Origin of the sequence: Halobacillus salinarum (assembly GCF_022919095.1) — a bacterium.
GTDB lineage: Bacteria > Bacillota > Bacilli > Bacillales > Halobacillaceae > Halobacillus_B > Halobacillus_B salinarum.
This window is the reverse complement of record NZ_CP095073.1, coordinates 385,902-398,981: the sequence shown is the minus strand read 5'-3', so window position 1 is coordinate 398,981 and position 13,080 is coordinate 385,902. Positions and strand designations below refer to the sequence as shown.

12 protein-coding genes, 2 tRNA genes and 1 pseudogene are annotated in these 13,080 nt (G+C 47.3%); 4 read left to right on the top strand and 11 right to left on the bottom strand.

Going from position 1 to position 13,080, the window contains the following annotated elements:
- Positions 1–7 precede the first annotated feature (7 nt).
- The 4 genes from yycF to MUN89_RS02230 form a co-directional block, all read right to left on the bottom strand.
- Positions 8–712, bottom strand: coding sequence for a response regulator YycF (yycF, locus tag MUN89_RS02245; RefSeq protein WP_244711037.1), 705 nt, complete (start codon positions 710–712; stop codon positions 8–10).
- Between the two features lie 176 nt (positions 713–888).
- Positions 889–2,289 carry a peptidoglycan DD-metalloendopeptidase family protein gene (locus tag MUN89_RS02240; RefSeq protein WP_244711035.1) on the bottom strand — a complete coding sequence of 467 codons (1,401 nt, stop codon included), beginning with the start codon at positions 2,287–2,289 and terminating at the stop codon, positions 889–891.
- A gap of 414 nt (positions 2,290–2,703) precedes the next feature.
- Positions 2,704–3,774, bottom strand: a complete 1,071-nt coding sequence (locus MUN89_RS02235; RefSeq protein ID WP_244711032.1) for a sensor histidine kinase — start codon at positions 3,772–3,774, stop codon at positions 2,704–2,706.
- On the bottom strand, positions 3,771–4,451 hold the full coding sequence (locus MUN89_RS02230; protein ID WP_244711030.1) for a response regulator transcription factor: 681 nt from the start codon (positions 4,449–4,451) through the stop codon (positions 3,771–3,773). Before MUN89_RS02230 ends, MUN89_RS02235 begins: the two co-directional genes overlap by 4 nt.
- 204 nt (positions 4,452–4,655) lie before the next feature.
- Here MUN89_RS02230 and MUN89_RS02225 point away from each other — a divergent pair, with 204 nt between their 5' ends.
- Both MUN89_RS02225 and MUN89_RS02220 read left to right on the top strand, forming a co-directional pair.
- The gene (locus MUN89_RS02225; protein ID WP_244711028.1) at positions 4,656–4,916 is read left to right on the top strand and encodes a hypothetical protein; all 261 of its coding nucleotides are present in this window, start codon (positions 4,656–4,658) and stop codon (positions 4,914–4,916) included.
- 73 nt (positions 4,917–4,989) lie between these two features.
- Positions 4,990–5,184 (top strand): hypothetical protein, encoded by a 195-nt coding sequence (locus MUN89_RS02220; RefSeq protein ID WP_244711026.1) that lies wholly within the window; start codon positions 4,990–4,992, stop codon positions 5,182–5,184.
- A gap of 37 nt (positions 5,185–5,221) precedes the next feature.
- Here MUN89_RS02220 and MUN89_RS02215 read toward each other — a convergent pair whose 3' ends face one another.
- From MUN89_RS02215 to MUN89_RS02205, 3 genes are all read right to left on the bottom strand, one after another.
- Positions 5,222–5,821, bottom strand: coding sequence for a response regulator transcription factor (locus tag MUN89_RS02215; protein WP_244711024.1), 600 nt, complete (start codon positions 5,819–5,821; stop codon positions 5,222–5,224).
- Positions 5,818–6,957: a sensor histidine kinase gene (locus MUN89_RS02210; protein ID WP_244711022.1), complete on the bottom strand. Its 1,140-nt coding sequence runs from the start codon at positions 6,955–6,957 to the stop codon at positions 5,818–5,820. Before MUN89_RS02210 ends, MUN89_RS02215 begins: the two co-directional genes overlap by 4 nt.
- A 122-nt stretch (positions 6,958–7,079) precedes the next feature.
- Entirely contained in the window at positions 7,080–8,138 is a 1,059-nt protein-coding gene (locus MUN89_RS02205) for a Delta(5) desaturase DesA (protein WP_244711020.1), read from the bottom strand.
- A 247-nt stretch (positions 8,139–8,385) separates the two neighbouring features.
- Between MUN89_RS02205 and MUN89_RS02200 the strand changes: the two genes are divergently transcribed.
- Both MUN89_RS02200 and MUN89_RS02195 read left to right on the top strand, forming a co-directional pair.
- Positions 8,386–9,570, top strand: a complete 1,185-nt coding sequence (locus MUN89_RS02200) for an MFS transporter (RefSeq protein WP_244711018.1) — start codon at positions 8,386–8,388, stop codon at positions 9,568–9,570.
- An 87-nt stretch (positions 9,571–9,657) separates the two neighbouring features.
- On the top strand, positions 9,658–10,728 hold the full coding sequence (locus MUN89_RS02195) for a bifunctional transcriptional activator/DNA repair enzyme AdaA (RefSeq protein ID WP_244711017.1): 1,071 nt from the start codon (positions 9,658–9,660) through the stop codon (positions 10,726–10,728).
- A 62-nt stretch (positions 10,729–10,790) separates the two neighbouring features.
- Here the strand turns inward: MUN89_RS02195 and MUN89_RS02190 are convergent.
- The 4 genes and pseudogenes from MUN89_RS02190 to MUN89_RS02175 all read right to left on the bottom strand — a co-directional run bounded on the left by MUN89_RS02190 (position 10,791) and on the right by MUN89_RS02175 (position 13,055).
- Positions 10,791–10,863 (bottom strand) — tRNA-Phe (locus MUN89_RS02190).
- 115 nt (positions 10,864–10,978) lie between these two features.
- A tRNA-Asp gene (locus tag MUN89_RS02185) sits at positions 10,979–11,055 on the bottom strand.
- Positions 11,056–11,138: 83 nt separating this feature from the next.
- Positions 11,139–11,681, bottom strand: a complete 543-nt coding sequence (locus tag MUN89_RS02180; protein ID WP_244711015.1) for an LOG family protein — start codon at positions 11,679–11,681, stop codon at positions 11,139–11,141.
- Positions 11,682–11,766: 85 nt separating this feature from the next.
- Positions 11,767–13,055 (bottom strand): annotated as a pseudogene (locus MUN89_RS02175) (adenylosuccinate synthase).
- Positions 13,056–13,080 lie beyond the last annotated feature (25 nt).

Sequence of the window (13,080 nt, the reverse complement as noted above, 5' to 3'; positions counted from 1 at the left end):
GAAAACATTACTCCTGCTCTGGATTTCTTAAATAATACCCCACACCGCGCCGAGTCACGATCCATGTCGGATTGCTCGGGTTTTCTTCGATTTTTTCACGAAGTCTCCGGACGGTTACATCCACTGTACGCACATCGCCGTAATAATCATATCCCCAGACGGTTTCAAGCAGATGCTCGCGGGTCATGACCTGTCCGATATGACGCGCTAAATAATGCAGGAGTTCGAATTCACGGTGGGTGAGTTCAATGTAATTGCCGTCTCTAGTGACCGTATAAGCGTCAGGATGGATGGCAAGCCTGCCAATCGTAATGTCCTTCGACCCTTGCGTCCCGTCTTCCGGCTCCTGCTGCTGGCGGCGGAGATTCGCCTTCACCCGGGCGATCAATTCCCGGTTGCTGAACGGCTTCGTGACGTAATCGTCGGCTCCCATTTCCAAGCCCAGTACTTTATCAATTTCTGCGTCTTTAGCCGTCAGCATGATGATCGGCATGTTATGATTTTTGCGAACCTCACGGCAGACTTCATTGCCATCTTTGTTCGGAAGCATAATATCAAGCAGAATTAAATCCGGATCCTCAAGATCCGCTTTATGAATGGCTTCATCTCCGTCGTATGCACATACGACGTCATATCCTTCTTTTTCTAGATTAAATTTAAGTATATCGGCAATAGGCTTTTCGTCATCGACCACTAATATTTTTTGCGCCATAACGTTCACTTCCCTTTCATCGACTTCTATACTATTCCTTCATTTTAACGTATTTCTGTCCAAATGTCTTACATTAGCTGAATAATCGTGCGGTTGTGCTGTTTTTTTCTCTTACACTTTATCATGTCTGATTTTATATAAAAAATCCGCTATGAAAAAATCATAGCGGAATATTTTTAATAGAAGGATTCTGGATTTTTTAGAGATCCGTTTTTGCGAATTTCAAAATGAAGATGGACGCCTGTCGAATGCCCTGTCGTCCCCATGACTCCGATCTTCTTGCCGCGCTGCACGGTTTGACCGGCGTGTACGTTAATGGATTTGAGGTGGGCGTACGTCGTGCGGTAGCCATTTTTATGGTCAATGACAATTTTGTTGCCGTATCCACCGGTCGTGTAGCCGGCAGAAACCACTACGCCGTTGTCGGCTGCTTTAATGCCGCGGTTGCTGACACCGGCAATATCAATGCCTTTGTGGAACTCGCCCCAGCGTTTGCCCATGTGGCTCGTGATCACGCCGCCGGAAGCCGGCCAGGCAAAGTCACCCGTGCCGCGTGAAGGAATCACCTTCGTCCCTTTAAGAATGATTTTTTCCTTCGGTTTAGAAAGAACCTCTTCTTCCATCACGCCTCTTCCTACAGCTTCGCCATTTTTCTTACGGATGTAGTAGTGGACCTTCTTCTCTCCATCTTTACCTTCTTGTTTCACTTTGGTTTTCCCTTTATAAAGGTCATCCGTTTTTACGGTTTTTGTTTTATGAGGCAGGGTTTCTTTTCGAACGCCTTCCTCTCTTACTTTCACTTCTGTTAAAGGCACAATATCCGTGACGTTTACTTGGTCACCGATATGAAGGGTACCCTCTTTTTTCAGATCAGGATTCATCTCGATGATTTTGTCAGTGGAAAGATCATACTGGCCTGCTATTTCTCCGAGGACTTCCCCTTTAGCAACGGTATGTATCTTTTTTTCTGAGTTCCCTTGATCGAGAAGCTTCACCGCTTCGTCAACGGAAACAATAGAAGAAGGCTTCACTTCTTCCTCATTTTTTGAAACTTTTTTCGTCAATGCGACGTCTATTACAGTAGAGTCGCCAACCTTAAGCTCTGGTTTTTTGCCGCTGCGCTCTTCGACCTTCTTAAGCGTCTTAGGCTTTACGTACTCTTCCTTAAGCTTTTCGACAACTTCATCAGCTTTCTTCTGGTTCGGCAGGTAAGCCACTGTCTCTCCACCGATCGTCAATCCTACCGCATCGACAGAGACAGACACATCATCCGCCAAAGCATCCATGACTTTTTTGTCATGCGTGTCAGGACTAAACATTTTCTCAGGGACGTAGGAAACATCTTCGCGGATATGCAAATCCAAGTTGTCATAGCTGCTTTCCGCTTCTTTGACGCGTTCATCCAAATAAGACTGCACATCTTTTTTGCTTTCTACGACACCTACATGTTTATCCCCTACATAAACGTGGTATATAGTCTGAAGGCTGCTATCAGCATAAGCGGTACCTACGCTCAAACCAACCCCCAGCACTCCGATAAGCGCGAGTTTCTTGCCAATTCCGTACTTCCTTCTCACAGTCTATTTCCTCCCACACAAGTTAACCTATTTATCTCTAATTCTTTATATTTTTTACACTCATTTAATCTACCATAGGCCAAAGGTTGAAGAAACCGATTATGAAGGATGTAATACACTTATAATATAGTTGCCAGATTTGAGAAAAAAGTCATTACTTTTTCCTAAAAATGTGTAAATTGTTACTTTTTTTAATTGATTTTTATTACATTACTGTTACAAATTCCTCTTTTTATGACAAAAAAGGTAAAGATTCGACAGGCTTTTTGTTCACTGCGCCTATTAAAATTTGGTAATCAGCGATGAATTTGGTAACATTGCTAAGATTATCCTCAAAAAAGGATAATTATGGAAAATAAACCTGGTGCTTCTTTCCTCTCCTGCTAACTTTTGAAAACAGAAGACACGCCTGCTTCATGAGGAAGAATGATGATTTTTCGGCAGTTTAATGAGAAACTCTGTGCCGGTTTCCTGTTCACTTTTCACTTCTATTTCCCCGCTGTGCATATCCATAATTCTTTTCACAATCGACAAGCCAAGACCGCTTCCGCCGGCCGTCTTCGTCCGGGAACGATCGGCTTTGTAAAACCTCTCAAAAATATGCAGCTGGTCCTCTTTCGATATCCCTATGCCGCTATCGATGAACTGGATAACTGTATGAGCTTCCGTCGTCATTAACTGGATACTGATCGTGCCTTTTTCAGGGGTAAACTTGATGGCGTTGTGCAGTAAATTGAGCCATACCTGGTCCATCAGCTCTTCATCTGCTTCAACGGAAACAGGATCCAGGGAAACCTCTAATTCCAATTCCTTCTGGCTCCACTGAGGCTCAGCAGACAGAATCACTCGTCTCAGCTGCTGGTCAAGCCTGTATACAGCCGGTTCAAAAGGCGGATGGTCGGATTCCAGCGACGTCAACTTTAACAGATTTTCACTCAGTTTGGAAAGACGTAAGCTCTCATTTTCGATGATGTGCAAGTACCGGTTGCGTGTCGCGTCGGTTAAATCATTGTGCTGCAGTTCATAGGCGAACCCGCTGATCGATGTGAGCGGTGATTGAATCTCATGAGACACATTGGAGATGAATTCCTGTCTCATCTGTTCCATTTCACCTAAATTATCTGCGATGTTCCTAATATTCTCGACAAATTCCGTCATGGGATGTCCCTGGTGATGATCAAGATGCTCATAGGACGTTAAGTCGATATTATAATTGCCTCTTGAGATTTCTTTCATCGCTTCAATCATCGGGCGGAAGAAATCCTGCTGGCGTCTCTTCACACGGCCGATTTTGGAAAAGGCATACATGAACACACCAAAGATAAAAAAGCCCAACAGCGAATTGATGATCTGCAGCGGATAAGGATGGAGCTGAACGTCAAGCCGCGAAGTCATGTAGTAGGCAAGCGACCAGCAGCCGACTACCGCAGCCGTTACAAGCACAATTCCGCCAATTCTCATCCACCACTCCCTGCCCCTCTTCATTCTTTCACCTCCAGACGGTAACCGAGGCCGCGGATCGTCGTAATTTGCAGGTTCGCTGCTTGTTTGGATAAACGCTGGCGCAGCCGGTTGATATGCACGTCCACCGTCCGCTCTTCGCCTTCATAATCAAATCCCCAAATGTCTTCGATCAGCTGCTCCCTGGAAAACGTTTTTCCTGGGTTTGCCGCAAGCTTAAACAACAGTTCAAATTCCTTTAACGGCAGCAGCATTTCTTTTTCCCCGATCGACGCCTGATAAGAACCACGATCAAGCGTCACGTTTCCAATCATAATTTGGTTGGAAATTGTAATCTGATACCGTTTCAGCAGCGCTTTTACGCGAGCCGCAAGCTCAGCTGAAGCAAAAGGCTTCACCATATAATCATCCGTGCCCAGGTCAAACCCTTTCACCTTTTGAGACGTTTCCCCTTTAGCTGTCAGCATTAAGATCGGCAGGTTTTCCGGATAATACCTGCGGATTTCGCGGCACAGCTCCCAGCCGTCCACATTCGGCATCATAATGTCCAAAATTATCAGGTCTATTTTTTCGGTTTCAAGCTTCTCTAACGCCTCTCTTCCATCCGCCGCTTCAAGCAGATGAAAGCCATCTCTAGATAAGACGAGGCGTACCAGTTCACGAATGTTCGGATCGTCGTCAACGATTAAGATTGTCGTCATCGTTCATTCTCCCTTTTATTAATCAATCGGCTTACGGTTTCTTTTAGTCATTGTGAGCAGCTCAATGATCGAAAAACCGTCCTCGTTATAGGTTACCACTACAAGGGTAGCCCATTTATATAAACTCAATATAAACCATTCCTGCTTGTATCAAAAATCTTTGCCCACGAGCGATGGAACCAACACCGCTGGGAGCTGTTTTACATGCAAAAAAAATTACAACAAAATCAAAACCGGCTGGATGATACCCTGCCAGGCCTCGCACTCGTGATCGTTGTCTTCGCCCTTGCAAACACCAGCATTTCCATTATCTCAGGGATACTTCTAGTGTTTCTTATCCGTTTGACCTGGGATTTGTTCCATAAACAGTCCCGGGCAGAAAAAAGGTACAGGGTGACGATGTTCCACGGATTCATAGCGGTTGGAACTGCCTTATTCAGTCAATTCATCTTTTCATTCTTCTAAAGCAGGCGTAAGAAGAATAAAGACGCTGCTTTAGCAAAAAATAACTCCAACCTCTTACGAAAGGTGGAGTATCATGAGTAAAAAGGATAAAAAACACAACAATCAGTTTAAAGAAAACAAAAACCACGGCGAACACCGCAACGGCAGGCTTGCCCAGTTTAAAAATCACAACGCCGAGTTCGGCGAAGAGCCAAACGAGTACATTAATAAAAAAGAGCATTTCGAAACCGGCGTCATTCCGAGTAAAGAAGATAAAGAACAGCAGTAAAAAAAGCAGGGCCAGCATCGCCTGGTCCTGCTTTTTTCTATTTAAACCAGCCTTTTTCCTTAAACCTGGAAATCGCCTCAATCCGGTTGCTGACCTCCAGTTTATCTAAAATGACCGAAATATAGTTGCGCACCGTCCCGGGGGTAATATACAATTGCCCGGAAATTTCCTTGGTCGTTTTTCCTTCCGCCATCAGCTGGATCACTTCTCGTTCACGGTCGGTGAGCGGATTTTCATTACCGAAGGCGATATCGACGAGCTCAGGGGCGAAGATCCGCTGTCCGGCCATGATTTTCCGGATGGACGTCGCCAGTTCTTCACTTGGGCTGTCCTTTAATAAATAACCGCTGACTCCAGCTTTTTGGGCCCGTTCGAAAAATCCAGGCCGGGCAAAGGTCGTCAGGATAATGATTTTACAAGGCTCCGATTTCAGCTCCTCAGCTGCGTCAAGCCCGCTTTTGGCTGGCATTTCAATGTCCATAATACAAACGTCCGGCTTCAGCGTACGGACAAGCTGACAGGCTTCCTCGCCGTTGTTCGCCTGGCCGACCACCTCCATTCCCTCTTCCAAATCCAAGAGAGAGCCGAGGGCACCGAGCAGCATCAGCTGGTCTTCTGCGATTACGATCCGTATCATTCGATTTTCTCTCCTTTTTCCTGCTGGACAATTTTCGGCACTGATATATGAAGACTCGTTCCTGCCGACGACGTCTGGATCTTCAACCGCCCATTGACGAATTCAAGCCTTTCCTTCATCCCCTGCAGGCCATGGCCATGGAGCGAATCAGCGGTATCTTTCATGCCTGTCCCATCATCCTCAACAAGGATCGTGACTTCCTCCGCACACTGATGGATCTCCACCCGGCAGTGACCCGCCTTGCTGTGTTTGACAATATTGGTGACCGCTTCTTTCAAGCACATACTCAAGACATTTTCCACAAGTAACGGCGTATGGGACAGCTCTGCGCTTCCTTCTTTATAAAAATCCATTTCTGCCGCTTCGATCATTTGCTGGACACGCACCAATTCATCTTCGAGCTTCGAGCGGCTCATATTCGACACCATTTCTCTTACTTCCTTTAATGCCGTCCTTGCCGTCACCTGGATGTCCTGGATTTCCTTAGCGCAAGACTCCGGTTTTACATGAACAAGCTTACCGGCTAAATCGCTTTTCAAGCCGATTAAAGACAGCTTCTGGCCTAATGTATCATGCAAATCACGTGCAATCCGCTCACGCTCTTCGATGACCATCAATTGGGAGATTTTTTGATTGGCATCCTCAAGCTCCCCTTCTAATTCGTGCTGCTTGTTGCGGTAGCGAATTGTAAATGGAAGCAAAATCACCCCGATGAGATTAATAATGATAAACGGCAGCTGCGGAAACAGCGATTCGTGCTGGACGAGAAACACAAGAATGAAAGCCGCAATGGTCGTCGTTAAGTGCACAATATATAAAGACAAAAAGCCTGCCCGGTTTTCGATATTCCCGATGATGAATACGAGAAAGAGGGAAAAATAGATGTACCCGAATAAAACCGTCATTCCGAGGCTGATCAGCATCGCTAAGCTGACCCACACATACTTTCCGGCATGCTTCGTCTGGGAAGACAGCTGGTACAAGACAAAAAACAGCAGCACCATACTGATGCCAAGCAGAATTTCTACAAATGAGGAAGATTTAAAAATAAAAAAGAACGGCAGCAAGTAAAAGATGATCCAAATGTATGAACTAAGCCCTGTATGCTTGGGAATGACGTGATACCAATTTTTCATAGCTGCCTCCTTGTCCTGATGTTCTCCATCCACCATAAACGATTTAAGTGGAATGTGCCACAATCATTTTTTCCAGATAAGAAAAAACTCATTCAAATAAGGCTTGAATGAGTTCTTTCGGATTATTTTTCTTGAAAACTAGGCTGATTCGTTTTCTTCGGAACTCGTTTCTTCTGCTTTCTTTGGTAAAGCAGCGGCTTCACTTCACTAAAGGTGATAAACCGCTTGTTGTCGGTATCATAGAGCCGGAAGCGGATGGACTGCAAGCTTGAGAGCAGCGTGATCGTCGTTGCCTTTTGCAAAGGAGGCGTGCTATTGTGCGCTTCCTCGAGCTTATAATTCGGCACGCGCGGACTGAGGTGGTGCACGTGGTGGAAGCCGATGCTTCCGGAGATCCATTGCAGAAGCTTCGGCAGCTTATAATACGAACTGCCATCCACGGCTGCTTTTACAAAATCCCATTCGCTTTCATCTTCAAAATAAGAATCCTCGAATTGGTGCTGGACGTAAAAAAGCCAGATTCCAAGTACGCCCGACACGTATAAAAGCGGGACTTGGATGAACAGAAACGCCTGCCAGCCAACGAGCCAAATCAAAAAAGCGTACAGAGCTGCAATCGAGATGTTGGTCACGTACGTGTTGATTCGTTCCTTTTTCTTGGCGCCTGTCCGGTTCAGACGGTTCGTAACCAAGAATAAATAAAGCGGCCCCAGGCCGAACATGACAAAAGGGTTCCGGTAAAAACGGTAGGAAAAACGCGTCCACAAGGAAGCAGAGAGATATTCTTCAACCGTCATCACCCAAATATCACCCGTCCCCCGCTTGTCCAGGTTGCCGCTGGTGGCGTGGTGAATCGAATGGTCCCGTTTCCATTTATCGAATGGAAACAACGTTAAGATTCCTGTCAGCGTGCCGACGATTCGGTTCGCTTTGTTGTTTTTAAAAAAGGACTGGTGTGTACAATCGTGAAAAATGATAAACAGACGAACGATGAACCCTCCGGCTATGATCGAGAAGGGGAGAGACAGCCATATGGAAACCGCCAAGCTTTGATAAGCTAGAAACCAAAGCAGCATTAAGGGCATAAGGGTGTTGATGAGCTGTCGGATTCCCGCTTTCGTATCAGGCGAGGCAAAGGAGGATACACTTTTTTTCAATGCTTGTTGTTTTTGTTTACTCATGGTTTAACTCCTTACATGGAGGGGTTTTTTGAATCTCCTCTTTTATAGTACGGAACAGATTCAGCGGATGTAAGACATAAACGTCAGGAATAGACTATGATATTTGTCATGGGTGGGACGCCGTTTTTTCCTGTTCTATGAATTTTTTCCTTTTTTTGGAATGAGAGAGCGTTTTTTTAGGTGTGGAAAATAGAGTGTGATAGTATCTTTACCATAAATTGTCCGTTCGATAAGGAGGGAATGCACCATGAAGCCGAGTCAGCCCTATACTCCGAAACAAGCAGAATTCTGGCGTGTCACGATCGCCTTTATGCTCGCCTCTTTATTAACCTTTTCCACGTTGTACGCTTTTCAGCCGCTGCTGCCGCTTTTTGTCGACGAATTTCATGTATCGGTCACTCAGTCCAGTCTGTTAGTATCGGCAGCGGTCGTATCCATGGTCGTTGGACTGTTCATTTTAGGCTTTGCGGCCGACCGCTATGGGCGGCTCAGCTTGATGAGGATCTCCCTGATCGCAACGGTTGTCATCCTGTGCATTCTTCCGCTCGTGCCGTCTTTTCATTGGATGGTGCTGCTCAGGCTCTTGCAAGGGTTCTTTCTTGCCGGGATCCCTGCCGCTGCGATGGGTTATTTAGGCGAGGAGATTTCGCAGAACGATTTAGGACTCGCGATGACGCTGTATATTTCGAGCAACGCCCTTGGCGGTATGGGGGGACGGGTCATTGCCGGTTACTTAGCCGACGTCTGGTCGTGGCAGGCAACGATTTACATTTTAGCAGGCTTCGGACTGGCAGCCTCTCTGCTCTTTATCCTCCTGCTTCCTAAGGAACGCTTTTTTACAAAAGAAGACAAGCCGCTCCGTGAAGACTTGAGAGGCATGCTGATTCATCTGACCGACCGCCGGCTGCTCGGGCTGTTTTTGATGGGACTCGTCCTGCAGATCCTGTTTACGGCCATTTGGACGTATCTGCCCTTCTATTTGCAGGCACCGCCTTATGAATGGCCGCTGAAGTGGATTTCTTTTACGTACCTCGCATATATCTTAGGGGTGCTCGGACCGCCGCTTGCCGGGAGGATCTCGAACCGGTACGGCTTACCTGCCGTAATGCTCTCAGGCGTCGTTGTTCTCCTCGTCGGCGCATGGCTGACGGCTGTGCCTCCGGTGTTTTTCATCGTGCTCGGGCTTGCCTTGTTGTGCAGCGGCTTTTTTGTCGCCCACTCGATGGCTGCCGCGCTCGTCAGCAAAACAGCGGACCACCACCGGAGCGGCGCTTCCGGATTTTATTTAATCAGCTACTATATCGGAGTGGCCATCGGGAGCACCGCGATCGGGAAGCTGTGGGAATCGTTCCAGTGGCTCGGCGTCCTCTTTACGAGTATCGTGTTTATCGGCGTCCTGTTTTTTCTCCCTGTTTATAAAAAGCTGAAATAAAACAGCTGAAAAAATCACTGCCTGAAAATCGGCGGCAGGCTTTTAAGTAGACGTTATAATGGAGGAAAGGCCAAGGGAGGATTCAGAATGATCGATGTCACGAGCAATGCCAATGAATACTATCAAGCTTTACTCGATAGAAATTCCGAATATGAAGGGGTCTTTTTTGTCGGAGTAAAAACGACGGGCGTCTTCTGCCGGCCGACGTGCCCGGCGCGAAAGCCGAAATTTGAAAACTGCGAGTTTTTCAGCACCGCTCAGGAAGCACTCCTCGCCTCCTTCCGCCCGTGTAAACGCTGCCGCCCCTTATCTTCCCCCAATGAAGTCTCCGAAATCGTGCAAAAGCTGGTACAGGCCGTTGAAGAAGAACCGGAAAAGCGTTGGAAGGATAAGGACTTTCAGGCATTATCCATCGATGCTTCGACAGCCCGGCGCCAGTTTAAGAAGCGGTTCGGCATGACGTTTGTTGAATATGCACGGGCAAGAAGGATGGGACTTGCTATGAAACACATACGGGAAGGCGAATCAGTGATTGATGCTCAGCTGGCGACCGGTTATGAATCAAGCAGCGGCTTTAGAGACGCTTTCTCAACGATTATGGGCCTGCCGCCGGCATCTGCCGGAGCTCGTAAAGTTTTGAAGGCTGACTGGCTCGACACTCCACTTGGACCGATGGTGGCCTGCGGAGATGAAGACGCGCTTTATTTGCTTGAGTTTGTCGACCGCAGGGGACTCGAACGGGAAGTGGAACGCCTCCGGCAAAAGATGAAAGCAGCCATCGTCCCGGGCACGACCCCCGTGTTACGATCGATTGAAAAAGAATTAGCCGCCTATTTTAATGGAAAGACTTTAACGTTTCAAACACCGCTTCAATTGCTCGGTTCGCCGTTTCAACAACGCGTGTGGAAAGAGCTGCAGGCGATCCCGCCCGGCGCGACGAAATCTTATTCCGAGCTCGCAGAAGCAATCGGCAAACCAACGGCTTACCGCGCTGCCGCCAACGCCAATGGCGCCAACCAGCTCGCCATTGTCATTCCGTGCCACCGCGTCATCAACGCAAACGGTGAACTAGGCGGATACGGCGGCGGATTAACGAGGAAAAAATGGCTGCTCCGCCATGAACAGCAATACAGCCTGGACGCTTTTCACAGACCGTGAAACAGCGTCTTTTTTTCCATAACAAAAGCCCCTGTACCGTTTTGTACAGGGGCTTTATTCAGTGGCTCGGGACGGAATCGAACCGCCGACACACGGATTTTCAGTCCGTTGCTCTACCGACTGAGCTACCGAGCCATGCTCAAGTATTTAGTTCATAAATGTTTCTCGCTCATTATACAGTTTCGAAGTTGATTCAAAGATGTTCTGTGCTCGTCTCGTTGCAAAGTGTTGCCATCTCAAAAAAATAAAATGGCGGTCCGGACGGGACTCGAACCCGCGACCTCCTGCGTGACAGGCAGGCATTCTAACCAACTGAACTACCGGACCATTACCGCTGCTTCTTACCGCAACGATAACTATAATACCACACGGCTAAGGCAGGTGCAATAGATTTTTCATAGAAACGAAGGTTATCCCAGCTTCACAAGCTCACTGAGCAGCCGGTCCGGATCCTTGGCTTCTTTAATCAGCGACCGGTTGGATTCAGGGACAAAGCCTGCCTCTATGGCATGATTGATTAATTCAAGCAGCGGAGTATAGTAATCTTCAATATTAAAGAGAGCGAGTGGCTTTTGATGAATGCCGATTTGAGCCCAGCTGACGGTTTCAAACAGCTCTTCAAATGTGCCGAACCCGCCGGGAAGGGCAATATAGGCATCAGCCATTTCGCTCATTTTCGCTTTTCGTTCATGCATGGAATCGACTTCGATCAATTCTGTCACCCCACGGTGAACGATTTCTTTTTCAAACAGCCGGGTCGGCATGATGCCGGTTACTTTTCCTTGATGAGCAAGTATGGAATCAGCCAGCACCCCCATGAGACCGCTTTTGGCTCCGCCGTAAACGAGCTCGATCTGATTGCGGGCAAACGCCTCGCCAAGCGCTTTCGTTTCTCTCGCAAAAGCGGGGTGATTGCCGGCACTGGATCCTGCAAATACACAAATTCGTTTCATCCGAACTCCTCCTTTTCCTTCTCCTCTATCATAAACAAAACACGCCTATCCTAAAAAGGAAAGGCGTGCCTTTTCTAAAAAACTTCTATTCACTGTACACGCTGCGAACGACATTGGTTTGGGAACGGTCCGGTCCGACAGAAAAAATGGACAGCGGGATTCCTGTCAGCTGGGAGACCCGTTCGACGTAGCGGCGGGCATTGTCAGGCAGGTCGCCGAGCGTTTTCGCTCCTGTAATATCTTCGTTCCAGCCTGGCAGCTCCTCATAGACAGGCTCACATTCAGCGAGCACTTTCAAGCTTGCCGGGAATTCTTCCATCACTTCTCCGCGGTATTTATAAGCGGTACAGATTTTGACCGTCTCAATTCCTGTTAACACGTCAATTGAATTTAACGATAAATCGGTGATGCCGCTCACTCTTCTCGCGTGGCGGACGACCACACTGTCGAACCAGCCGACACGGCGGGCACGGCCGGTCGTCGTCCCGTATTCATTGCCGACTTCACGGATCTGCTCGCCGGTTTCATCGGTAAGCTCAGTAGGAAACGGCCCATCTCCTACACGAGTCGTGTAAGCTTTCGAAACACCGACGACATGCTTGATTTTGGAAGGTCCGACACCAGAACCAATCGTAACGCCTCCCGCGATCGGGTTTGAGGAAGTGACGAATGGATATGTTCCCTGGTCGATATCAAGCATAACGCCTTGCGCGCCTTCAAAAAGAACACGGCGCCCATCGTCAAGATTCTCGTTTAAGACAACAGATGTATCGCAGACGTACTGCTTAATCTTTTGGCCGTATTCATAGTATTCTTCTAAGATCTCATCTACTGTGAATGGAGTGGTTTCATAGACTTTTTCAAATAAACGGTTTTTCTCAGCCAGGTTTTGTTCGAGCTTTTCCTGTAAGCTTTCTTTATCCAAAAGGTCAGCGATGCGGATCCCGGTCCGGGCAGCTTTATCCATATAAGCAGGACCGATGCCTTTCTTCGTCGTTCCGATCTTGTTGGCTCCCTTTTCTTCCTCCTGCAGCGCGTCCAGCTTTAAATGGTAAGGAAGAATGATATGAGCACGGTTGCTGATCCTTAAATTGTCTGTGGAAACCCCTTTATCTTGTAAGTATTTAAGCTCTTCTAATAATGCTTTCGGGTCAATCACCATCCCGTTTCCTAATACACAAATCTTCTCTTTAAAAAAGATTCCGGATGGAATTAAATGAAGTTTATACGTGACTCCGTCAAATTTAATCGTATGGCCGGCGTTATTTCCCCCTGATAGCGGGCAACAACCTCGGCATTTTGGGATAGAAAATCAGTGATCTTGCCTTTTCCTTCGTCTCCCCATTGGGTTCCGACAACAACTACTGAAGACATATGGCACCTCCGCCAAAAATTTGCT